This window comes from Sphingomonas sp. GM_Shp_1 (genome assembly GCF_026540895.1).
Classification (GTDB): domain Bacteria; phylum Pseudomonadota; class Alphaproteobacteria; order Sphingomonadales; family Sphingomonadaceae; genus Sphingomonas.
Genome location: NZ_JALNUR010000042.1, coordinates 1 through 23254 on the forward strand (window position 1 = coordinate 1; position 23254 = coordinate 23254).

A 23254-nucleotide genomic window follows, 5' to 3' on the forward strand; every position below is an offset into this window, starting at 1 on the left:
CGTTACCCCAGCGTCATCCGCACCATCAGACCCGGCGCATTATCTTCCAGCGCCAGCGACCCGCCGTGCAGATGCGCCACCGCGCTGGCGAGCGACAGGCCCAACCCTGCACCGCTTTCCGTCCGCGCGGCGTCCAGCCGTCCGAACCGCTTGAGCGCCTCCTCGCGCCGTTCGGGGGGAATGCCGGGGCCGTCGTCGGCGACGGTCAGGACGGGACCGGGCTCGACCCGCACGGTGATCAGCCCCGCACCATATTTCAGCGCATTGTCGATCAGGTTCGCGACCGCTTGACCCAGCAGCTCCCGGTGGACCGTCCCGACCAGCGTCTCCGCCCCCTCGGCACGGATCGTCATGCCGCGATCCTCGGCCAGCGGCTCGAACATGTCGGCGACGTCGCGGATCATCTCGGCCAGATCGGTCTGGACGAAGGCATCGCGGCCCAACCCGGCCTCGGCGCGGCTGATGCGCAGCGCGGTGTCGAGCATGGCGAGCAGCCGGTCCCCTTCGTCCAGCGCGCGCGCCACCGCGATCCGCGCATTCTCGTCCCGGCATTCCGCCATCGCCCGGTCCAGCGTCGCGCGCAGCCGGGTCAGCGGCGAGCGCAGATCGTGCGCCAGCCCGTCGGTCGCGACCTTCAACTCGGTCATCAACAGGGCGATCCGGTCGAGCATGGCGTTGACCGCCTGTGCCAGCGAGTCGAAGGCATCGTCGCCGCCGTTGCGCTGGACCCGGCGCGACAGGTCACCGCCCGCGACCGCATGGGCGGTGGCGACGGTTCCTTCCAGCCGCGCCTCGATCATCCGCGCGGCGGCCCAGGCGGCAAGGGCGGCGAGGACGATCGCGGCGGCCATGCCGACCGCCATCGCCTCTTCCATCGCCAGCGCGACGCGCAACTCGCTTTCCACCACATGCCCCGCCAGCATCCGCGATCCGTCGGGCAGGCGGGTCGCCATCACGCGCATCCGCTCGGGCTGCGAATGGCCGATGCGGAAAATCTCGATGGTGGCGACACCGGGGGCCGGGACATTGGGCGGCCAGTCGGCGATGTTGCCCGCCACGAAACGCCCGCGCGGATCGGTGAGCAGGATGACCGACTGTGGCAGGCGATCGGTGTTCAGCCGCCGGTCGACCGCCGCGCGCACCGCCGCCGATCCGCCGGTCGCCCACATGCCCGACAGTTCGTCGCGCAGGTCGCTGGCGGCGTCTTCCGCCTGCGCCGCGATCTCGCTGCGGGTCAGGTGGCGGACCATGGCGACCATCGCGCCCGCGCCGACCAGTTGCAGCGCGAAGACCAGCAACGCGAAACGCAGCGTGGTCGAACGGAGCATGACGGGCGCTATTTCTCGACGCCCAGCTTATAGCCCGAACCGCGTACGGTATGGAGCAGGGGGCGGGCAAAGCCCTCGTCGATCTTCTTGCGCAACCGGCTGATATGCACGTCGGTGACATTGGTATTGGGGTCGAAATGGAAATCCCACACCCCCTCCAGCAACATGGTGCGGGTCACGACCTGGTCGACATGCTGGAGCAGATATTCCAGCAGGCGATATTCGCGTGGTTGCAGGTCGATCGACTTGCCCGCCCGCCGCACCCGGTGGGCGAGCAGGTCCATCTCCAGATCGTCGCACACCAGCTTGGTCTGCACCGCATTGCCCGTCGTCCCGCCGCGCCGGATCAGCAGGCGGACCCGCGCCAGCAATTCGGCGAAGACGAAGGGCTTGGTCAGATAATCGTCGGAGCCGGAGGTCAGCCCCGCGACCCGATCCTCGGGCGAGGACAGGGCGGACAGGATCAGGACCGGCGATTCGATCCCGGCGGCGCGGATCGCGGCCAGCACCGACATGCCGTCCATCCCGGGCAGCATCCGGTCCAGAATGATGCAGTCATAGGTGCCGTCCGTGGCATGGAACAGCCCGTCACGCCCATTGGCGGCATGATCGATCAGGAAACCTTCTTCCCGCAACCCGTTGGCGATATAGTCCGCCGTCGAGCGATCATCTTCGATCAGCAAAATCCTGTTGGCCACGCAATCCTCCCGACCCGCTCCTTAGCAGCGTGATCGTGATGAGGCCATGGTCGCGCGCGACGCGCAAACGCACCGGCGCATCGCCGCTTCGCGACGCTTCCTCGCGCAGCAGCGAGAAGGAGGTGGCGGGCCGGTCGTCGATCGCCAGCACCGTGTCCCCGACCCGCAGCGGCGGCTTGACCGCGGCGGCGGTGCCGTCGTCCACATCGCTGCGCAGGCTGGTGACGACCAGGCCCGGGCGATCCTCGGCGGCGGGGGCGAAGGTCGCGCCGTACAGCATTGAGGGCGCGCGAGGACCGGCGTGAAGCGGCATATGCCCGACGAGCAGCGCCATCGCCGCCCCGCCGACCAGCGCGGCCAGCCCGGCGCCCCAGCCGACGATCCGCAGGCCCTTCACCGGGACGGCCGACCGACCACGCGGCGCGCATGGGGCGTCACGGGCACGGCGTCGGGGGCAGCGGGCATGATCGGTCCTTTCACGCTGTCCTCATAATCTTAACCACATAAGCGAAGGGTGGGCGAAGCATGACGCTTCTGTCATCAAGCCCGGCTCCGCCGGGATGACGAACTTGTCATGCGACCGTAAGGCGGCGAGGGCGGTGCCGGTTCTATGCCGCGCCCGCCACCGCCAAAAGAATTGGACGATCGAAGACGATGCGCGTGAGCGGGGAGAATATGACGGGCGACCCCAGCGTGACGGTCGCGACGGGATCGGCGTCGTGACGGACAAGGTCCGCCCGGTGCCATTGCTCGATCGGGTCGTCGCCTATGCCCGGGCGCGGCGCGGCTATCTGGCGGTCGGGGCGGTCGTGCTGCTGGTCGCGCTGGGCCTGTCGGCGCTGCATCACCTGACGCGGCAGATCAGGCTGGCCGATGTCCGGTCGGCCTTCTACGCGATCGATCCGCATCAGATCGCCTTGTCGGTCGCCTTCACCATCGCCAGCTATGTCGCGCTGACCTTTTACGACGTGATCGCACTGCGCGTGATCGGGCGGCCCCTGCGCTGGCGGACCGCCGCGATGGCCTCCTTCACCAGCTATACGCTCAGCCATAATCTGGGGCTGGCGCTGCTGACCGGCGGGTCGGCGCGCTACCGTGTCTATGCCGCCGCCGGGCTGGACGGGCCCGACATCGCGCGGGTGATCGCCATCGCCAGCGCGACCTTCTGGTTCGGGGTGTTCAGCGTCACCGGACTGGGTCTGCTGTTCCATGAGGGGCCGATCACGCTCGAAGCCTTTGTGCTGGGGCAAGGGATCGTCCGCTGGCTGGGCGGCGCGGTGGTCGTGGGGGCGCTGCTGCTGATCCTGCTCTGCGCCTTGCGGCCCGGACGGCGTATCGGCTGGCGCGCCTGGAGCGTGCCTTTGCCGACCCCGGCCCAGGCAATGGCGCAGATCGGCATCGCCACGCTGGACCTGACCTGTGCCAGCGCCGCCTTGTTCGTGCTGTTGCCGGGGGCCGCGCCCGCGCTGCTGCCCGCCTTCATCCTGGCCTATGCGTTGGCGATCATCGTCGCGCTGGTTAGCCATGTGCCCGGCGGGATCGGGGTGTTCGAGGCGGTGGTGCTGGCGACCGTGCCCGCCAACCGGACCGAGTTGTTCGCCGCGCTCATCGCCTATCGCGTCCTCTATTATCTCGCACCGCTGGCGCTCGGTATCGCGCTGCTGGCGTGGGACGAGGCGCGGCGGCGACCGATCAAGGCGTTGCGCGACATTCGCCGGGTGCTGCTGGGCGTCGCGCCGACATTGCTCAGCGCGGCCTGTTTCGGGGGGGGGGCAATCCTGCTGCTCTCGGGTTCGCTGCCCGCCATTCCGCAGCGTATCCACGAACTCGTCCATATCGTGCCGCTGCCCTTTATCGAAGCGTCCCACTTCGCCGCCAGCCTGGTCGGCACCGGCCTGTTGCTGCTCGCGCCGGGTCTGTACCGGCGGCTGGACGGGGCGAGCCTGGCGGCGCGGGCGCTGCTGGTCGCGGGGGCGGTCTTCTCGCTGGCCAAGGGGATCGATTATGAGGAGGCGGCGGTCTGCCTGACCATCGCGCTGCTCCTTCAGATGAGCCGCCGCGCCTTTTACCGGCGGACCTCGCTGGTCGCACGCCCCTTGTCGCCCGCCTGGCTGTTCAGCGTCGCGGTGGTGATCGTCGGCACCGGCTGGATCGGCTTCTTCGCCTATAAGCATGTCGATTATCAGGAAGCCCTCTGGTGGCGTTTCGCGCTGTCGGACGATGCCTCGCGGTTTCTGCGTGCGGGGCTGGGCGTCGCGGTGATGCTGGCGGCGGCGGGGCTGTGGCGGCTGTTCCTCGCCGCGCCGCAGGGGGAGGCCGACCATCCGGCGATTGAACGGGTGCTGGCGGTCGTCGAACAGGCCGAGCGGACCGATGCCGCGCTGGCGCTGCTGGGCGACAAGCGTTTCCTGTTCTCGCCGGAGGGCGACGCCTTCGTCATGTATCAGGTGCGTGGCAGTAGCTGGATCGCGATGGGCGATCCGGTCGGCCCGCGCGCCGCCTGGGCCGATTTGCTGTGGCAGCTTCGCACGCTGGCCGACGCGGCGCAGGGGCGGTTGCTCCTCTACCAGATCACCCCCGATACGCTGGAGATCGCGATCGAGATGGGGCTCCAGATCATCAAATATGGCGAGGAAGCGCTGATCGACCTGAGCGGCTTCGCGCTGGAGGGCGGGCGGATGCGTGGCCTGCGCCAGACGCTCAACCGCTTTCGCACGCGCGAGAATGCCAGCTTCGCCATCGTCCCCGCCGCGCAGGTGCCCGCCATCCTGCCCGAATTGAAGTCCGTGTCCGACGACTGGCTGGCGGCCAAGGGACATGGCGAGAAGGGGTTCAGCCTGGGGCGGTTCGATCCCGCCTATCTGGCGCTGACCGATTGCGCAGTGGTGCGGGCCGAGGGGCGGATCGTCGCCTTCGCCAATATCTGGAAAGCGGGCGATCGCCGCGAATTGTCGGTCGATCTGATGCGCCATGTCGAGGACGCGCCGGGCGGGGTGATGGACTATCTGTTCGTCGAGTTGATGCTGTGGGGCCGGGCGGAGGGCTATGCCCGCTTCGCGCTGGGGCTGGCGCCGCTGTCGGGCGTCGGCGGGCGGCGGATGGCGCCGACCTGGGCCAAGGTCGCGGCGCTGGTCTTCCGCCACGGCGAGCGCTTCTACGGCTTTCGCGGGTTGCGGGCGTATAAGGAGAAGTTCCAGCCCGAATGGGCGCCGCGCTATATCGCGGGGCCGCGGGGGCTGGGGCTGGTCAAGGCGCTGCGGGATTTGAACGCGCTGATCGCCGATGGGGGTGAGGACCTATAAAATTTCTCCCCGGTACGGGGAGGGGGACCGCCGCGAAGCGGTGGTGGAGGGGGCTTTCCGCAAAGGGCGTCCGATGAGGAAGCCCCCCTCCGTCAGGCCTGCGGCCTGCCACCTCCCCGTACCGGGGAGGAAAAGGTCAGGCCTTGAACAGCGACGGGGCCTTTTCCACCCGTGTCCGCCCGGCGGCATCGGTCACCGCATAGGTGAAGCCCGGCAACAAACAGAACGCGCCGATCCGCCCGCCGGTATCCATCGCCAGGAAGCCGACCTGCACGCCCTTGATCGCATCGCCGCGTAGCGAAGCGATGTGCTTCGCGGCTTCCTCGCATGCCGCCTGCGGAGACAGTCCATGCCGCATCGAGGCGACGACGCGGGCGGTGCCGACGGTGCGGGTCACTTCCTCGCCCAGTCCGGTCGAGGTCGCGCCGCCGACGCCGCGCTCGACATACAGGCCCGATCCGACCTGCGGCGAGTCGCCGACCCGGCCGCGCATCTTGAACGCCATGCCGGAGGTGGTGCACGCCCCCGCCATCCTGCCCTGCGCATCGCGGGCCAGCATCCCGATCGTGTCATGGTCGAGCGCGCCGCCCGGCGTACCCGGACGGCCCGTGCCGTACGTGCCGGTCTCGCTATTGGCGACGGGACGGTAATTCTGGGTCTTCAGCCAGTCGCGCCACGCCTTTTCCGCCTCGGGCGTCAGCAGGTCGACCTTGGGAAAGCCCCGGTCGCGGGCGAAGCGGGTCGCGCCTTCGCCGACCAGGAAGGTGTGCGGCGTATGCTCCATCACCGCACGGGCGACGGAAATGGCATGGACCGTATCCTCCAGCGCCGCGACCGCGCCGACCCCGCCCGCATCGTCCATGATGACCGCGTCCAGCGTGACATGCCCGTCGCGGTCGGGATAACCGCTATAGCCGACCGAATGGTTGTTCGGATCGGCCTCGGGCACCTTCACGCCCGCCTCGACCATGTCGATCAGCGATCCGCCCGCCCGGCCCGCGGCAAAGGCCGCGTCATTGGCGGGGGCACCGAAATCCCAGGTCGACACGATCGTCGCGCGCGGGCCTGCCGCTTGCGCGAAGGCGCGGGCAGGGGCCGCCGCCCACCCCGCACCGATCCCGGCGAGCGTCGCCATGCCGCCCAGAAATCCACGCCGTCCGTCCTGCACTCGCCTGCTCCCCCGATGTGCCGTTCCAGGCACGTGACATCGGATTCGATTGTGCGCGGGGATTCCAAAGCCCGCAAGTCCGGTGACCAAACCGATGTGGAACCAATAGTCCGACTCACATGCCGCGCCGCCTTGAGGGGACCCATCGCAGTCGCCGTACCGTGTCAAAACATTGCTGGTGGACCAGTCAAATCACTGAAAACGTTTGAATTTGTGTCTTTGTGGTTACACCGAGCGGCTAATGTCGTGATGGGTGTTGCATAGGTATGCATTAGGTATTGACCTGATACGTCAAAACAATTGTCCTTTCCGCGCACCCGGCAGGTCATCAGCCGGGACGAAGGGGAGACATATGAGAATCCAGCAGTCCGCATCATGGTTGGCCCTGTCCGCCGCGTCGATGATGCTCGCCGCGCCCGCCATCGCGCAGCAGGTCGGATCGACCGCCACGCAGGACGAGGGTAGCGACAGCCGCGACCGCGACACCACGCTGAGCGCCGATGCCGCCGCCACCCGGTCCGCCGCGATCACCGGCACGCCACAGGCCAGCAGCGGGGGCGAGGTGATCGTCACCGGCACCCGCATCACCCGGCCCAATCTCGCCTCCGCCGCGCCGATCACTTCGGTCACGCGCCAGGACATCCAGGCCCAGGCGCCGCTGAACGTCGAGGAAGTGCTGAACCGCCTGCCGCAGGTCGCACCCGACGCCCAGTCCAACTATGCCGATTCCGATGGTCGCCAGCGGATCAAGCTGCGCAGCCTGGGCTTCGAGCGGACGCTGGTGCTGGTCGACGGCAAGCGTCTGGGCACCCAGAACGGCCAGGACACCGGTATCATCCCGGCGACCCTGCTGGAGCGCGTCGACGTGCTGTCGGGCGGTGCTTCGTCGGTCTATGGTTCGGACGCGATCTCGGGCGTGGTCAACTTCGTCCTGCGCAAGGATTTCGAGGGGCTTCGCCTCGACGGCAATTACAATTTCTACAACCACAACAATACCAGCAACATCGTCACGCCGATCGCCACGGCGGCGGGCTTCAGCAGCCCTCGCGGGCTGACCAATGACGGTGGTCGTGCCGACCTGACGCTGACGGCGGGCAAGAAGCTGTTCGACGGCCGCCTGAACGTGTCGGGCTTCGTCAACTACCGCCAGGCCGATCTCGTCCAGAACGGCGCGCGCTCCTATGCGGCCTGCCCGATCGCGCAGTTGACCAAGGACTCGGCGCTGTCCTGCTCGCCGCTGTCCACCTATTCGCCCAGCGGTTTCGTGTCGCCCGTCTCGGGCCCGAACGCCAATGCGCAATATGTGAACAATCCCGATGGTTCGCGGACCTTCGTTCCCTGGGGGCCGGGCGCGGGCAATGCCGCCAACCCCTATGATGACGTGTCCTTCCAGCGCGCCAATGAGCGCTACACAGCGGGCGGCTTCGTCAACTTCAAGATTTCGCCGGAAGTCGAGATCTATGGCGACGGCATCTGGTTCCGCGACACCTCCGAGAACCCGACCCCGCGTCGCGTCTATTCCTACACGGTGGCGGGCACGACGCCCTATCAGGTGAATTGCGACAATCCCTTCCTGTCGGGCGGCCAGGCGGGTGCGCTGGGTTGCGCGCCGGGCAGCACCGGCTTCGTGCCGCTCGACGTGCGCTATCGCTTCGACGGGCAGCCCGCGCAGGCCGACCGCTTCGTCAACATGGGCTTCCGTGCGACCGGCGGCGTTCGCGGCAAGGTGGGCGAGGCCTGGTCCTATGACATCGGCGGCGTCTATGCCCGCAACCAGCAGGAATGGTATCTCGGCCCGACGTCGCAGAACGACCGGGTCAACCGGTCACTGAACGTCGTCAACGTCAACGGCGTGGCCACCTGTCGCTCGGTCATCGACGGCAGCGATCCCAACTGCATCCCCTTCGATGCGTTCCGCGCGGGTTCGGGCAGCAATGCGCTGACCAACTATCTGTTCACCAGCGGCGCGACCGGCCTTCGCCGTCAGGTGACGCAGTTGTTCGACGCCATCGCGGTGGTGAACGGCGACCTGACCACCTATGGCATCAAGACGCCCTGGGCGGATGACGGTCTGGCCGTGTCGCTGGGCACCGAATATCGCAAGGATCGCCTGATCTCCGAAGCCGATGCCGGTTTCGTCGCGCAGTTCGGCAACCAGGACGCGCGGCTGAGCCAGGATGTCTGGGAATCGAATATCGAGCTCCAGGCGCCGCTGGTCCAGAACAAGCCCTTCGCGCATCTGCTCCAGACCAATGGCGGCTTCCGCGTGTCGAAGTACAGCTCCAACCCCAAGACCTTCTCGACCTGGAAGATCGAAGGGCTGTACGCGCCGGTTGCGGACATCACCTTCCGCGCCTCGTACAACAAGGCGCAGCGCGCGCCGACGGTGATCGAGATCCGGCAGGCGACGCAGATCAACTATGGCCGCAACACCACGTTGACCGACTTCTGCGCGCCGGTGTCGCGCACGCTGCCGGACGGCACCGTCACCACCACGCCGCTGGGCTCGCGCGAGCTGTGCAGCAAGACGGGGCTGGCGGACAATCTGTACGGCAGCACCTCGCTGCTCTGCCCGACCGAGGGGTGCACGACGCGCTCGGGCGGCTTCACCGCCGATCCTGAAACCGCCTATACCCTGACCTTCGGCCTGGTCGTGAAGCCCAGCTTCATTCCCGGCCTGGTCTTCTCGGCGGACCGGTATCAGGTGCGGATCGTCAACTCGCTCGGTTATAACGGCGCCGACTATTATCTGCAGGGCTGTCTGGCGTCGAACGGCGATCCGTTCTTCTGCAACGGCATCGTCCGCGATCCCACCACCGGGTCGATCGGCAATGCGCCGGCGGGCAATCCCACGGCCGGTTTCGTGCGGCAGGGGACGACCAACTATTACCGCACGCTCGCCAATGGCTGGGACTTCCAAGGTCAGTATTCGCTGGACCTGAACGGGGCCGGTCGCCTGGACTGGGGTTTCAACGGCTCGCTGTCGACGCTGGCCGGTGGGCAGGACTCGCCGCTGCGGCTTCAGTATAACTGCGCCGGTTACTTCTCGAACGGGATTTCGTGCGGACAGCTGGTTCCGAAATGGGCGCACACGCTGCGCACCACCTGGACCACGCCGGACCGGACGTTCAACGCCTCGTTCAACTGGCGCTATACGGGCTCGCTGACCACCGCGAACAATTCGGGCAACCCGGACATCGGCGGCACGCCAGAGCGGTTCCAGAATACGTTCGCCCGGATCGCGCCGCAGAGCTATTTCGACCTGGCACTGACGTGGAATGTGGCGCGCAAGTTCGCGTTCCGCATCATCGCGAACAACCTGTTCGACAAGACGCCGCCGATCATCCCGAACTCGTACCAGGTCGCCCTGTCGCGGACCAACACCGCGCCGCAGCGTTACGACGCACTGGGCCGCCAGATCGCGATCGGGACGACGATCAACTTCTGACCTTCCCCCCGGCGGAGTGCTTCGGCGCTCCGCCAATCCCCGAACTGAAAAGGCCGGTCGTCCCTCGGGACAACCGGCCTTCTTTTTTTGAGGCGGGAGTGTGCACTTCGACTTCGCTCAGTGCGAACGGGGTTCGGGGATATCCCAGCCTCCGTTCAGCCTGAGCGAAGTCGAAGGCCACGGGACTTCGGTCACTCCACGAACGCGTCCACCTCACGCCGCTTGCCGCGCATGAACGCGTCGGCGACATGGCGAAGCGGCGCGATATCGACGTCCGAGCGCCCGCCTTGCACCAGTTCCGCGAAGCGCGCGTAGAGACCCGGATACTCGCCGTGCAGCCCTTCCTCATGGTGCGGCGTCGAGCCGTCGGGCAGGGTCAGCACCGCGCCACCCTCGGCCAGCTTCAGCGTGCCGTCCTCGGTCTCGACGACGATGTCCCAGCTCTGATGCCCTTCCTGCCGCCAGTCGAGATCGAGCGTCACCGGCGTACCCGCGGTCGTGCGGAAAGCGACATCGGCGGCGATCGGCGCATCGCGATTGGCCGGGAAGTCCAAGGTCGCGCGCTCGATGAAGAAGGGCTCGGGCATGATATGCGTCGCGATCGACAGGGCGTTGATGCCCGGATCGAACACGCCGAAGCCGCCAGCTTCCCAGATCCAGGCCTGGCCCGGATGCCATTGCCGCACATCCTCGCGCCAGGTGATCGCCGCCGAGGTGACCTTGCGGGCGGACAGCCATTCGCGCGCGGGCTCGACCCCCAGCGCATAGCGGGAGTGCCAACTGGCGAAGAGGGTGACGTTCGCCTTGGCCGCCAGCTCCTCCAGCACCGCCACTTCGGCCAGCGTCGCGCCCGGCGGCTTTTCGAGGAAGACGTGCCAGTTGTTCGCCAGCGCGGCGGCGGCGATGGCGTGGCGGACCTGCGGGGGCGTGCAGAGCGCCACCGCGTCGACCTTCACGTCGCTCGCGGCCAGTTCGTCGATGTCGTGGAAATGCGGCACGCCCTCGACCCCGTTGGGCGAGCGGCTGACGGTCGCGACCAGCGTGAAGGCCGGGTTCCCCGCGATGGCGGGGACATGCTGGTCATGGGCGATCTTGCCCATGCCGACCAGCGCGAGACGGATCGTGTCGGTCATCGGTATCAGCGTGCCTTTTCGACATAAGCGCGCGCCGACACGGCGACATCCGCCGCCGGCTTGCCCGCGCGATAGAGGTTGGAGCCCAGGCCGAACCCGTCCGCGCCGTGGGCGCGCCATTCGGCCATATTGTCGGGCGTGATGCCGCCGACCGCCAGCACCGCGACGTCGCGCGGCAGGACGGCACGCTGCGCCTTCAGGAAGGTGGGCGAGGCGCCCTCGGCCGGGAACAGCTTCAGGCCGTGCGCACCCGCCTTGAGCGCGGCGAAGGCTTCCGACGGGGTGAAATAGCCGGGCAGCGAGATCAGCCCTTGCGCGACGCTATGCGCGATCACGTCCGTGTCGGTGTTGGGCGAGACGATCAGCGTACCGCCCGCCGCCGTGACCCGGTCGACCTGTTCGGTGGTCAGCACGGTGCCGGCGCCGACGATCGCCTTGTCGCCGACATGCGCGGCGATCGCGGCGATGCTGTCATAGGGATCGGGCGAGTTGAGCGGCACTTCGATCAGGGTGAAGCCCGCTTCCACCAGCGCATCGGCGACCGGGATCGCCTCGTCGGGCGTCAGGCCGCGCAGGATGGCGACCAGCGGGCAGGCGGCGAAGGCCTTGGCGAAAAGGCTGGCGGGGTCGGTCATGACAAATGCTCCCGAATGGCGTGAAGTCCGGCGAGGAAGCCGGCATGGCTGTCGAGCGCGACGACCGTGCCGCCGCGCTCCTCGATCCCGATGGTATAGAGGTCGGCGAGAAGACCGCTGGACAGGAGATGGACCGGGTTGCCCGCCATATCCGGCACCGCGCCGATATCGCTGCCGATCAGCAGGCCGCTGGCATAGGCGGCGGCAGCCTCCGCCGCGATCCGCCCGAGCAGGACCGAGGCGCGCACGCCGAACAGCGCGGCGGTCAGGTCGCACGCGCCGCTGCCCCGCGACAGGCCGTCGCGAAAGGCCGGGCCGTCCGCGACGGGACCGTCGAGCATCCCCGCGAGGATGCCATGCCCCTTGACCAGTGCGAACAACTCACCGGTCATGGTGGTCGCGAAATCGGTGATCCGACCGCCCTGGGTATGGACCCATTTGTTGTGCGTACCCGGCTGCGCGAACAACGCATCGGCGGGGGCCAGCCCGGCGGCGATCGCGCCCAGCACCTGCACCTCCTCACCGCGCATCACATCGGCGCGGGTGTCGGTCAGCAGCGAGACGCCGGGGACGATGGTCACGTCATGCTCGGCGATCCGCGTCGCCGCCCGCGCCAGGGTCGGCAGGTCGGCGGGGGCGGGGACATAGGCCGCCTCGCGCCAGCCGCGCGTCGATCCGACCATGCCCGCCGCGATGATCGGCAAGGAGCCGAACCGCATCCTGATCGCCGCGATCTCCCTGGGATACTCATCCGGCTGTATCGCCAGCACGCCGCGATCGTCGCGCACCGTGTCCAGCATCGTGCCGTCATCGGCCAGAACATAGACGCGACGATTGGTCGTGCCCCAGTCGATCGCGATATAGGCGGGCGTCATGTCTGATGGCACGGTGGGCACGGCCTCTCCGGAAATTTTTTCTAAAGCGATTTGTAGGACAATAAAATCACCCGCGCAAGCAGGCTCGGGCGGGTACACCTGCGCTTTTTGCCCTATGAGGTGGGATGAGGGCCATAGCGGGAATAATGCGGATCATTCGCTTGAATTGCCGATGGTCGATCCCGATACTGGTCAAAGCATTGCGCCGACAAAGGTGCTGGTGATGCGGTCGACGGGATATAGACACCGCGTCACGGCCCGCTATGCGGGCGATCAAAGATATTAAATGCAACATTGAGGCGAGGATGATGAGGCCGGGCACGGCCGCATTCCGCCCTGCGTGTCGGTGGCGGGACGCGACGCCCGAATGACATCAACCCCATGGCGGAGCCCGCGCGACATGTCTGGCGCCGGGTCGTCCCCGGGCGGTAGCGAAAAGGCGTCTGACATGCGGAATGACAATCAAAAGCGGGGCGAGGGCTCGACGGGTGCGACGCGCGAGGGGCTTACCCGCCGCGCGATGATGGGCTCCGCGCTGGCGGCGGGCAGCGCGGCGGTCGCGCCCTTCGCGGCGGAAGCGGCGGGGTCCGAGCACAAGGTCGATGTCCTGCTGATCGGCGGCGGGATCATGAGCGCGACCTTGGGCGTGATGCTCCGCGAACTGGAGCCCAACTGGACGATCGAGCTGGTCGAGCGGCTGGACAAGGTCGCCGAGGAAAGCTCCAACGGCTGGAACAATGCGGGCACCGGCCACTCGGCCTTGTGCGAGCTGAACTATACGCCGGTGAACGAGGCGGACGGCCGGGTCGAGATCAAGAAGGCGATCGAGATCAACGAGCAGTTCCAGGTCACCCGCCAGTTCCTGAGCCATCAGGTTCGCACCGGCGTCCTGAAGAACCCGCGCAGCTTCATCAACTCGACCCCGCACATGAATCTGGTGTGGGGCGACGAGAATGTCGCCTTCCTCCAGAAGCGCCATGCCGCGTTGCTCGCCAGCCCACTCTTCTCGGGCATGGAGTTCACCACCGATCCGCGCCAGATCGCCCAGTGGGTGCCGCTGATGATCGAGGGGCGCAAGGCCGGGCAGAAGATCGCCGCCACCCGCTCGGTGCTGGGCACCGACTGCGAATGGGGCGAGGTGACGCGCCAATATATCCGCGCGCTTCAGGGTCAGCCCGGCGTGACGCTGACCACCGGCCATGAGGTCCGCTCGCTGGAGCGCAACGCCGATGGCAGCTGGCGCGTGACCGCGCGCGACCGCAAGACCGACGAGAAGCGGATCATCACCGCGCGCTTCGTGTTCGCGGGCGCGGGCGGCGGGGCGCTGCCCATCCTGCAGAAGTCGGGCATTCCCGAGGGCGACGACTATGCCGGTTTCCCGGTCGGCGGTTCGTTCCTCGTGGCCGAGAACCCCGCCATCGCCAAGCGGCACATGGCCAAGGTCTATGGCAAGGCCGCGGTCGGATCGCCGCCCATGTCGGTGCCGCATCTCGACACGCGCTATCTGAACGGCAAGCAGGTGCTGCTGTTCGGTCCCTTCGCCACCTTCTCGACCAAGTTCCTGAAGGAAGGGTCCTATTTCGATCTGCCCAAGTCGGTGACGCTCGACAATTTCCGTCCGATGCTGTCGGTCGGCTGGGACGAGTTTGAACTCGTCGAATATCTGGCAGGGCAGTTGATGATGAGCCAGGAAGACCGGATGAACGCGCTGCGGGAATATTTCCCCAACGCCAAGGACGGCGACTGGCGGTTGTGGCAGGCGGGTCAGCGGGTGCAGATCATCAAGCGCGATCCCGAAAAGGGCGGCGTGCTGAAGCTAGGTACCGAGATCGTCGCGTCGAAGGACGGCTCGATCGCCGCGCTGCTGGGCGCGTCGCCGGGTGCCTCGACCGCGCCGTCGATCATGCTCAACCTTATCAAGAAGGTCTTCCCCGACCGTCTGGCGACCCCGGCCTGGCAGGCCAAGATCCGCGAGATCGTGCCGAGCTATGGCACCGCGCTGAACGAGGATCGCGACCTGCTGGCGCATGAGTGGTCCGCCACCGCCGAAACGCTGCAACTGGCGCTCGCGCCCCCGGCGGTCAGCGCGCCCACCGTGACCGAAGCCCCGCGCCCCGAAGCGACGCGGGTGAGCCCCAACCGGCATCCCGATCTGGCGCTCTGATCGGGGCGAGCCCCTCTCCTTCGGGGAGGGGCTGGCGAACCCTTGCGTCGCTGGATCCCAGGCCGGATCGACATTCCGATATGCCTTCTTTTCCCTCGCCCCTCTCTGAGGGGAGAGGGTTGCGCAGACTTAGGCTTTGCGAAGCAAAGGCTTAGTCGGAGCTGGGTGAGGGGTGCTGCGCTCGAAGAGCGCGCGAGCCTGCGGCTCGCTCAACCCCTCACCCAAGCTGCGCTAGCCAGCACGCTGGCAAGCTCCGCTAACCCTCTCCCCTGTCCAGGGGCGAGGGAAGAAGCAGCTTGCATGTCGATCGGCCCTGGCTTTCGCGGGGATGGCATGACGGGTTTGTCCTGACCGCTCTCGTAGGCGCGACGATACCGCACGGAACGTCAAAAAGACCGTCCGGGGATGACGGGCGACGCGCATCATCCTACATCGTCGCCTATGTACCAGTTCGACATCGCCGCCGGATCAAAGGCGGAGCTTTATCATGACCTTCACGCCGCGCTCGACGCGCTGACCAGTGGGGAGGCTGATGCGATCGCCAACATGGCCAATGCCGCCGCGCTGATCGGCCAGTATCTGCCCGACCTCAACTGGTCGGGCTTCTATCGGATGGTGGAGGGCGAACTCGTCCTGGGGCCGTTCCAGGGCAAGGCTGCCTGCATCCGCATTGCCGTGGGCAAGGGCGTGTGCGGCACGGCGGTCGCCACCGGGCGGACGCAGCGCGTGGCCGATGTCCACGAATTCCCCGGCCATATCGCGTGTGACGCGGCCAGCCGCTCGGAACTGGTCGTGCCGATCGTCCATGACGGGCAGGTGATCGGGGTGCTCGACCTGGACAGCCCGGTGCCGGGGCGCTTCGATGCGGAGGATCAGGCGGGTTGCGAGGCCTTGATGACGCTCCTGGCTCCGCGCCTAGCCACCGGTCCCCGCTGATCCACCTGACCCGATTCGGGACGCGCGGCGACGCTATCGGTAGCGTTAGGGCGCTGGTATCAAAGCGTGTTTCGGCAAAGGCGTTTCCAGTGACGTCCTTGTCATGATTGTCCTTGTCATGATTCAGGGGAACAGGCTCTCGTCATGCGGAGAACGTCGCATCTGATCGCCGCGTCGACCACCATGTCGATCGCCTTGATGCTGAGCGCCCCGGCGGCCGGTCAGGCTGGCGCACGCTATCCGCGCCCCGATATCGGGGCGGCGCCCGTTCCTTCGACCCGGCCGGTCGTCACGACCAGCACGGTGGGCACGCCCCCGCGGCGCGCAGCCCGCTGGGGCAGCCGGATCGGCGGGCGTTGGTGGGGCGGTGCCAATGCTCCGGGCGGATGGTCGGCCTATCGCCGTCCGGTGCGTGGCATGGTGGTGCCCGCCTATTGGAATGACCGGCGCTTCGTCGTCGAGGATTGGGCGCGCTATCCGCTGCCGCAGCCGCCGGTCGGCTATCGCTGGTCGCGCTATTATGACGATGCGATCCTGATCGACTCGCGCGGTGCGGTCTATGACAGCGTGCCGGGGTTGGATTGGGACGGCAACGGAGCGCCCGCTTATGCCGGTGCGGGATACCCGCCGCCCATGCCGCCCGCCCGTCGCGACGACGGACTGGGCGGCGCCGCAATCGGCGCGGTCGCAGGCGGTGTCGCGGGCAATGTGATCGCCGGGCCGGGCGACAGGCTGGGCGGTACGTTGATAGGTGCGGGTGTGGGCGCGGCGGCGGGCTATGCGATCGACCGGACGGAGGATCGGCGGCGGACCATGCCGCCAGGGCATGACGATTACGGAGCGCCCGATTACGCCTATCGCGACGATGACGCACCGCCACCGCCACCGCCCGCCATGGGACGGCGCATCGTGACCCGCGACGGTACGACCGTGACCACCACGACGACCGTCGGCACGATCGCATCGGGTGAGCCGGGTTATTTTGATGGAGGTTATTATTATCCGGCTCCCACCACGACGACGGTTGTGGTACAGGGGGCACCGGTTACCACGACAACGACAACCACCACGACGGAGACGGTTCGATCCGCGCCGCGCCGGATGCGCGCGCGCGGTCGTGTGGTGCGTCGCTAACGCTCTCCCCCAGGGGGGATTTCAACCCGAGAGACGCCGGGTTGAAAACCGGGATGCCGCCCCGTCCACTCCCTCGGGGCGGCATCCCAATTTATCCGATGCTTAGGCCTGATCGACATTCAATCGGAAGGATCATCATTCCTCCCCTGCAAGGGGAGGGGTGTCCCCCCTATCGAAAGCGCGACACCCCTCCGTCAGGCCTGACGGCCTGCCACCTCCCCTGCAAGGGGAGGTGTAAGTGAATGCCGATCGGCCCCAGGTTATCCGGTCAACGCCCGCCGAAGGTGACCAGGCTTTCCGCACCATTCGCGGCCACCGCTGAGACGCCGATGAAATGATCGTCGACCGGAATCTGGGGCAATAGTGTCTTCGTCTCGGTCACGTCGCGCGACTGGGTCCAGTCGGGCGCATCGTTGCGCCGCCAGTGCACGCGGTAGCGGACCGCGCCCGGCACCGCCGCCCACTCCACCTGCGTATCGCGCGATAGGGCGCCGCTGATCGTCACCTTGTCCGGAGCGGCGGGGGCGGCGGCGAGGCGGGCGAGGGTGGCGATATTGATTGCCGTCACCTTCGCCAGATAGGGAAAGTCCATCTTGTCGATGGTGTCGCCGAACGCGGTGGTGCCTTCCTTGCGCAAGTCCTGATGCTGCGCGTCCCAATCCTCGTTCGCGACCGAGAAGCGGACGGCGGGATAGCCCAGCTTCAGGAACGGCTCGTGGTCGCCGCCGCGTCCGAAACGGTCGGGTCGCCGGTCGAGAAACACGTCCAGCCCGCCCAGCTTGTCCGCCACCCCGTCGATCGCCTTGGCCAGCGCGCGGCTGGGCCCGTCATCCTCGCCGCCATTGCCGCGCCGCTGCATCTGCTGCGGCAGGTCCTCGGACGAGCGGATGCCTTCGGAGAAGACGCGGACCCAGCGCGCCTCCCGCACGCCGCCCTGGCCGACGGTGTTTCCGACGATATCGTTGTTGAGCATCGCCGAAACCCGCCAATTCCGCGCCTTCGCGGTATCGGCGAGCAGCGTCGCGCCCCATAGGCCCTGTTCCTCGCCCGAGAAGACGGCATAGACGATGGTCGCATCGAATTGCTGCTTCGACAGATGCCGTGCCGCTTCCAGCACCAGCGCGACGCCCGACGCATCGTCATTGGCCCCCGGCGCGTCGGAAGTCGCATCCATCACATCGGTGACGCGACTGTCGATATGCGCGCCGACGATGACCACGCGGCTAGGATCGCGCCCGCGCTGGATACCCAGCACATCCTCGACCATCACGCCGTTCGGTGCGCGCGGGCCAGTGAAGCGGCGGTTGATCCGCTCGACGCTGATACAGCCGTCGCACCCTTGCGCGATCGTCTCGAACTGCCTGGCCGCCCAGTCGCGCGCCGCACCGATGCCGCGCTTGGGATCGGTGGTGGTGGAGGCGGTATGCCGCGTGCCGAAGCCAACCAGCGCCTCGACATCGGCCTTCAGCCGGGCGGGGGAGGGCGTGGCGGCGGGCGTCGCGGCGGCGGCGAGGAGCAGGGGAAGGATCATCGTATCAGACTGGCCGAGCGGGGCGGGGGAGGCAAGTGCCGGATGGCGTCGGAGTGACTCACCCCTGCCACGGATGGCGGCATTAAGTGACTGACCTAAATCGATTTGTGGAAAAGGCTAAGGGGTGCCCGCGTTGCCCGAAGACCTAATTCATCGACGAGGGATCATCATGAACGCCAAATCCGTCAGCCTGGGCCTCGGCCTGTTCTCGCTCGCCCTGGGGGCCGCCGAACTCTTCGCATCGCGCATCGCGGACCGCCTGTCCGTCCCGGGTGGGAGCGGCACCGTCAAGGCCTATGGCGTGCGCGAACTGGTGGCGGGCGTCGGCCTGCTCCAGGCTCCGGCCCATTCGGCGCGGGTGTGGAACCGGGTGGCGGGCGATCTGCTCGATCTGGGGACGCTGGCCGTGTCGGCCCGACGTTCGCCGAAGGAACGGGCCGTGTGGGGCGCGATCGGGTTCGTGGTCTTCGCTACCGCGCTGGATCTGCTGACCGCGCGGGCGTTGGACCGGACGACGGGCAAGACGATGCCGGTCGGGGCCTGATACGCAAACCGCCCCGGGCCATGCGGCTCGGGGCGGTTCGATCGTCTCCGTGCCAGGGAGGATCTTAGAGTTTCTGGCCGATCTGTTCGGCCTGAGCGCTGCTGTCGGGGCGGGCGGGGCCGAGCACGGGTTCCTCGCCCATCGGTTCGTTGCGGAACACGGTGAACTCGCCCTTGCCGTCGACGCTCGGCCCCTTGGTCCAGCGGCCTTCGGGATAGGTGCCGTCGACCGAGGTGACGAAGAAGTCGTAATTATGCTCCTGGCTCTCCTGTGCCTGCGGGAAGGAGTTGGGGATGGGGAGCGACGCCTGTTCGCCCAGTTCCTCGATCACGGCCAGCCATTGCTCCTGATGCATGGTGTCACGCGCGATCATGAAGTGGAGCATGTCCTTCATGCCCTGATCGTGCGCGGCATTGTAGAGGCGGGTGGCCAGCACGCGCCCGGTGCTCTCGGCGGCGACGTTGCAATACATGTCGGCGGCGACGTTCCCGCTGGCATAGATATGGCTCATGTTGAAGGGGACGCCGTCCGAATCCACCGGCTGGGCGGCCAGGCCGGTCGACAGGATATGCTTGTGCAGCGTCCCCTCGATCGCGTGGCGCGCACTACCGCCACCCATCACCGCGCCGACGATGCCGTCCGCCGCGCCTTCCTCCTGAAGCGAGGCGGGGGCCTTGTCGAGGTTGAGCGCGACCGCCGTCGCCAGCATTTCGATATGCCCGATTTCCTCCGTCGCGGTGTGGAGCAGCATGTCGCGGTATTTGGGCGTCGGCGCGCGATTGCCCCAGGCCTGGAAGAAATATTGCATGCAGACGCGGATCTCGCCCTCCACGCCGCCGATCGCCTGTTGCAGCATGCGCGCGAATAAGGGGTCGGGGCTTTCGCAGCGGACGGGATATTGCAGACGCTTGTCGTGATAATACATGGTCGGTCTCGCTTGCTCGGGGGATCGGGGATCAGTGGCTGGCGGTTTCGCCCGCCGCGCGACGTTCGAGGTAGCGGCGGGTCAGCGCGGCGTTGTTCTCATCGACCCAGGCCGCCATCGCCAATTCCTCGTTCAGCGACTGGGTGAGCAACGGCGCGGCGCTCCCGAAGCCGCCGACATCGGCGATGGTGATGAGCGACTTGTAACTGGCCGCCTCGAAATTCTCGAAGGCGAAGTTGGCGAAGCTGTTCTTCAATATCTCGTCGGGCGCGAAGACATGGCCCAGCGCCGCCATGTTGCCGGAGAAGCTGAGTGCCGCGTCCTTCAGCAGCGAGCGGCTCTCGTTGAAGCCGTCCAGGATATCCTCCAGCCGGACGATCTGCTGTTCGGTCTCGCCGCGGTGCATGCGGAGGTGATCGGCGACGTCCGGATAGTTGGACAGATGGTCGAGTTGCCGGTCGATCAGCGCCAGCGCCTGATGCTCGACGGCATGGGCGTTCTTCAGACCGGCGACGAAGACCGCCGTGACGACGTCATTGGGAAGGGTGGCCATGGATCATCGCTCCTCAAGTCGGATCAAAGGAAGGGGGTGCCGCCGGTCACGGGGATGGTCGCGCCGGAGATGTAGCTGGCCTCGCCGCTCGCCAGCAGGACATAAGGCGGCGCCAGTTCGGCGGGCTGTGCGGCGCGGCCCATCGGCGTCTGCTGGCCGAAGCTCTTCACCGCCTCGGGCGGCATGGTGGAGGGGATCAGCGGGGTCCAGACCGGGCCCGGTGCCACCGCATTGACCCGGATCTTCCGCTCCGCCAGCATCTGCGCCAGCCCGGCGGTGAAATTGTGGATCGCGCCCTTGGTCGTCGCATAGGCGAGCAATTGCTGGTTGGGCTTGTCGGCGTTGATCGAGGTCGTGTTGATGATCGACGCGCCCTCGCCCATGTGCGGCAGGGCGGCCTTCACCAGATAGAACATCGCGTGGATGTTGGTGGCGAAGGTCACCTCCCACTCCTCGTCGCTGATATCCTCCACGGCCTGGAAGCTCGCCTGGTGTGCGGCGTTGTTCACGAGGATATCGACCCGGCCGAAGGTCTGGACCGCGCGCTCGACGATAGTGCGGCAATGCGCCGGATCGCTGACGTCGCCGGGGATCAGCAGGGCGCTGCGCCCGGCCTGTTCGACCAGCCGCTGGGTCTCGGCGGCATCCTCGTCTTCCGACAGATAGGAGATCACGACGTCGGCGCCTTCGCGGGCAAAGGCGATGGCGACGGCGCGGCCGATGCCGCTGTCCGCGCCGGTGATGATCGCCTTTTTGTCAGTCAGCTTGCCATGGCCGACATAGCTATGCTCGCCATGGTCGGGGCGCGGGGTCATCGCCTCGGTCTCACCGGGCATGTCCTGCTGCTGTTCGGGCTGGGGTGGGGTAGGGCGTTCGTTCATGGACCGTCTCTCCTCGCTCCGTCCAATGGGCGGGGCGGGGAGGCGTTCCGGTAAAAAGCTTTATCTTAAAACGTATTAGTCTGTATTTTCGGGTTCCATGGAACCATCGCGCCAACGGCTCGCTCCGTCCTATACGGGGGTCGACAGGCGGGCGAGGATGGCGCGCTCCAAATGGTCCAGCGCATCGGCATAGCTGTGCGAATCCGTCGGCAGCGCCTCGATCGCGAAGGCCTGTCCGCGCGCGGCGGCGCGGAAGGCCACGCCGGTCGCGTCCCCGCGCGCGATGACGATCGCGGCGTCCGCGCCCCAGCCCGCGATCGCGCCCAGCAACGGCGCGGCGGTCTCGTCGAGCGGGGCTGGGGGCGCGGCGATCTTGGTCAGCCCCTGGCGCAGCTTGGCGAGGTCGACCGCCCCGCGTGCGAGCCGCAGCCATTCGGCGGGATCGGCCAGCTTGCGCGCATAATGGCGGCGGATCGCGGCGGCGGGGGGCAGGGGATCGGGCTCGTCCGACAGCCAGGGGTTGGACAGCAGCACGCCATCCAGCCCCGCCGCCTGGCCGAACATGGCGAGCGCGGCGGCGGCGTCGCAATTGCCGAAGCCGACGATCCGGGCGCAGCCGGCGCTTTGGGCAAAGGCGGCGACGGCGGCGGCGATATCGGGGCCGCTCGACTCCCAGCCGCCATTGGTGCCTTCGCTATCGCCGACGCCGCGCCGGTCGAAGCGGAATACCGGATAGCCCCGCGCCGCGATCCGCGCCGCCAGCATCGCCTGGCCGCGATGCGCGCCCATGCGCGGTTCGTTCCCGCCCGAGACGATCAGCAGGCCGGTATCGCCGTCCCCCTCGTCCAGCGTGCCGAGCAACGTTGCCCCGTCGCAGGGAAAGGCGATCAGCCTTCGCATGACGCGATCCACTCCGCGATATCCTGCGCCAGCGTGGCGGCCAGTTCCGGGTCTTCTTGCGGCTCGGCGCGACGCCAGGGGGGGACGGCGTCGATGGTCCGATCAGCGGGAGCGCGGTCGTGGCCCAGCCGAACGACCCGGCGCGGCACGCCCGGCTGGTCATAGGGCTCGGCCCCCGCCAGTTCCGCCAGGAAATGCGGCGAGACGCGATTGCCCGCGATGCGAACCGGAGACTCCGCGCCGAACAGCCCATGTTCGTTCCCCCGCAGACCCGCCGCCGCGCGCAGGCGGATCACGTCGCGCAGCACCGCCTCGCCCGTCATCGGCGCCAGATGCCAGCGCCCGGATAATAGTCCGAAGCTATCGATCAGCGTGCCCGCCCGGATCGACACGCCGTAACAGCGCCGGTCGCCCAGCGCATCGGCGGCGGCCTCATGCGCCCGCCGCCATTGCAACAGGGTCGCTTTCTCGGTCTCGACCAAGCTCTCGCCCGTGCCCGGCCAGTCGGGCAGCGCGCCGCCGATACCGTGATCGGCCAGCCGCCGCAGCATCGCCACGGCGAGTGCGCGCGTCCGGTTCGCCTCTTCCCAGAAGGGCAATGCGACCAGTACGACAGGCCCCTGTGCCGGGCCGAAGCGCAACATCGCCTCGCGCCCGCCGGGCCAGTCATAATGGTCGATCAAGCGGGCGCCTTGGCGCTGGCGAAGGCGACGAGCTGGCCGAACGTCTCCAGCATCTCGCCGTCCACCTCGTCATCCTCGATCAGGATGCCTAGGCGATCCTCCAGCTCGGTCAGCACGCCCGCGACCGCCATCGAATCCAGCTCGGGCAGCGCGCCGAACAGCGGCGTATCGGCGCGAAAGCTCTCCACGCGCTCCTGCGACAGCCCCAGCACATCGGCCAGCACGTCGCGCACCGTCGCCTCCACATTTCCGCTCGCCTGGAGTTCCAAACCCTGTCGCCTTGCTGTTCGTGTCTTGGCGACAGCGTTAGTGCGGCGGCGCGCGTTGGGCAACCGGGCTGTGGGGGGCGGGGGCGGCTCCTAATGGCGTTGGAACGGTAAGCCCGCCGCGCGCGAAGCCCCCTCCCGCAGGCGGGA

General features: G+C 67.6%; 20 protein-coding genes. 6 read left to right on the top strand and 14 right to left on the bottom strand.

What is annotated here, in order from left to right:
* Positions 1 to 2: 2 nt before the first annotated feature.
* Genes OXQ33_RS15565 through OXQ33_RS15575 form a run of 3 tightly spaced genes read right to left on the bottom strand, consistent with a single transcriptional unit; the run spans position 3 to position 2423 of the window.
* Positions 3 to 1328 (bottom strand): ATP-binding protein, encoded by a 1326-nt coding sequence (locus tag OXQ33_RS15565; RefSeq protein WP_267435590.1) that lies wholly within the window; start codon positions 1326 to 1328, stop codon positions 3 to 5.
* A gap of 8 nt (positions 1329 to 1336) precedes the next feature.
* Positions 1337 to 2026, bottom strand: coding sequence for a response regulator transcription factor (locus tag OXQ33_RS15570; RefSeq protein ID WP_267435591.1), 690 nt, complete (start codon positions 2024 to 2026; stop codon positions 1337 to 1339).
* The gene (locus OXQ33_RS15575) at positions 1995 to 2423 is read right to left on the bottom strand and encodes a hypothetical protein (protein ID WP_267435592.1); all 429 of its coding nucleotides are present in this window, start codon (positions 2421 to 2423) and stop codon (positions 1995 to 1997) included. Before OXQ33_RS15575 ends, OXQ33_RS15570 begins: the two co-directional genes overlap by 32 nt.
* A 163-nt stretch (positions 2424 to 2586) precedes the next feature.
* Between OXQ33_RS15575 and mprF the strand changes: the two genes are divergently transcribed.
* Entirely contained in the window at positions 2587 to 5328 is a 2742-nt protein-coding gene (gene mprF, locus OXQ33_RS15580) for a bifunctional lysylphosphatidylglycerol flippase/synthetase MprF (RefSeq protein WP_267435593.1), read from the top strand.
* A 136-nt stretch (positions 5329 to 5464) separates the two neighbouring features.
* On the opposite strand, the gene OXQ33_RS15585 is transcribed toward mprF, so the two are convergent.
* Positions 5465 to 6463 (bottom strand): N(4)-(beta-N-acetylglucosaminyl)-L-asparaginase, encoded by a 999-nt coding sequence (locus OXQ33_RS15585; protein ID WP_267435609.1) that lies wholly within the window; start codon positions 6461 to 6463, stop codon positions 5465 to 5467.
* Positions 6464 to 6848: 385 nt separating this feature from the next.
* On the opposite strand from OXQ33_RS15585, the gene OXQ33_RS15590 reads away from it, so the two are divergent.
* Positions 6849 to 9944, top strand: coding sequence for a TonB-dependent receptor plug domain-containing protein (locus OXQ33_RS15590; protein ID WP_267435594.1), 3096 nt, complete (start codon positions 6849 to 6851; stop codon positions 9942 to 9944).
* Between the two features lie 191 nt (positions 9945 to 10135).
* Here the strand turns inward: OXQ33_RS15590 and OXQ33_RS15595 are convergent, their stop codons facing one another.
* Genes OXQ33_RS15595 through OXQ33_RS15605 form a run of 3 tightly spaced genes read right to left on the bottom strand, consistent with a single transcriptional unit; the run spans position 10136 to position 12587 of the window.
* A complete protein-coding gene (locus OXQ33_RS15595) occupies positions 10136 to 11077 on the bottom strand; it encodes a Gfo/Idh/MocA family oxidoreductase (protein ID WP_267435595.1) in 942 nt (313 codons plus the stop codon).
* Positions 11078 to 11082: 5 nt separating this feature from the next.
* Positions 11083 to 11712, bottom strand: coding sequence for a 2-dehydro-3-deoxy-6-phosphogalactonate aldolase (locus OXQ33_RS15600; protein WP_267435596.1), 630 nt, complete (start codon positions 11710 to 11712; stop codon positions 11083 to 11085).
* A complete protein-coding gene (locus OXQ33_RS15605; RefSeq protein ID WP_267435597.1) occupies positions 11709 to 12587 on the bottom strand; it encodes a 2-dehydro-3-deoxygalactonokinase in 879 nt (292 codons plus the stop codon). The genes OXQ33_RS15600 and OXQ33_RS15605 overlap by 4 nt, the downstream gene beginning before the upstream one ends.
* A 448-nt stretch (positions 12588 to 13035) precedes the next feature.
* Between OXQ33_RS15605 and mqo the strand changes: the two genes are divergently transcribed.
* The 3 genes from mqo (at position 13036) to OXQ33_RS15620 (ending at position 16821) form a co-directional block, all read left to right on the top strand.
* A complete protein-coding gene (gene mqo, locus OXQ33_RS15610; RefSeq protein ID WP_267435598.1) occupies positions 13036 to 14751 on the top strand; it encodes a malate dehydrogenase (quinone) in 1716 nt (571 codons plus the stop codon).
* A gap of 441 nt (positions 14752 to 15192) precedes the next feature.
* Positions 15193 to 15687, top strand: coding sequence for a GAF domain-containing protein (locus tag OXQ33_RS15615; protein WP_267435599.1), 495 nt, complete (start codon positions 15193 to 15195; stop codon positions 15685 to 15687).
* 144 nt (positions 15688 to 15831) lie between these two features.
* Entirely contained in the window at positions 15832 to 16821 is a 990-nt protein-coding gene (locus OXQ33_RS15620) for an RcnB family protein (RefSeq protein ID WP_267435600.1), read from the top strand.
* Positions 16822 to 17089: 268 nt separating this feature from the next.
* Here OXQ33_RS15620 and OXQ33_RS15625 read toward each other — a convergent pair whose 3' ends face one another.
* Positions 17090 to 18352 (bottom strand): M20/M25/M40 family metallo-hydrolase, encoded by a 1263-nt coding sequence (locus OXQ33_RS15625; protein WP_267435601.1) that lies wholly within the window; start codon positions 18350 to 18352, stop codon positions 17090 to 17092.
* A gap of 169 nt (positions 18353 to 18521) precedes the next feature.
* On the opposite strand from OXQ33_RS15625, the gene OXQ33_RS15630 reads away from it, so the two are divergent.
* Entirely contained in the window at positions 18522 to 18896 is a 375-nt protein-coding gene (locus OXQ33_RS15630) for a hypothetical protein (RefSeq protein ID WP_267435602.1), read from the top strand.
* 64 nt (positions 18897 to 18960) lie between these two features.
* Here the strand turns inward: OXQ33_RS15630 and OXQ33_RS15635 are convergent, their stop codons facing one another.
* The 6 genes from OXQ33_RS15635 to OXQ33_RS15660 form a co-directional block, all read right to left on the bottom strand.
* Positions 18961 to 19821 (bottom strand): manganese catalase family protein, encoded by an 861-nt coding sequence (locus OXQ33_RS15635; protein WP_267435603.1) that lies wholly within the window; start codon positions 19819 to 19821, stop codon positions 18961 to 18963.
* Positions 19822 to 19852: 31 nt separating this feature from the next.
* Complete coding sequence (locus OXQ33_RS15640) at positions 19853 to 20374, bottom strand: ferritin-like domain-containing protein (RefSeq protein ID WP_267435604.1); 522 nt, start codon at positions 20372 to 20374, stop codon at positions 19853 to 19855.
* A 23-nt stretch (positions 20375 to 20397) separates the two neighbouring features.
* Entirely contained in the window at positions 20398 to 21255 is an 858-nt protein-coding gene (locus OXQ33_RS15645; RefSeq protein WP_267435605.1) for an SDR family oxidoreductase, read from the bottom strand.
* A gap of 129 nt (positions 21256 to 21384) precedes the next feature.
* The gene (locus OXQ33_RS15650) at positions 21385 to 22155 is read right to left on the bottom strand and encodes a hydrolase 1, exosortase A system-associated (protein WP_267435606.1); all 771 of its coding nucleotides are present in this window, start codon (positions 22153 to 22155) and stop codon (positions 21385 to 21387) included.
* Complete coding sequence (locus OXQ33_RS15655) at positions 22143 to 22838, bottom strand: hypothetical protein (protein ID WP_267435607.1); 696 nt, start codon at positions 22836 to 22838, stop codon at positions 22143 to 22145. Before OXQ33_RS15655 ends, OXQ33_RS15650 begins: the two co-directional genes overlap by 13 nt.
* Positions 22835 to 23107, bottom strand: coding sequence for an acyl carrier protein (locus OXQ33_RS15660; RefSeq protein ID WP_267435608.1), 273 nt, complete (start codon positions 23105 to 23107; stop codon positions 22835 to 22837). Before OXQ33_RS15660 ends, OXQ33_RS15655 begins: the two co-directional genes overlap by 4 nt.
* Positions 23108 to 23254 lie beyond the last annotated feature (147 nt).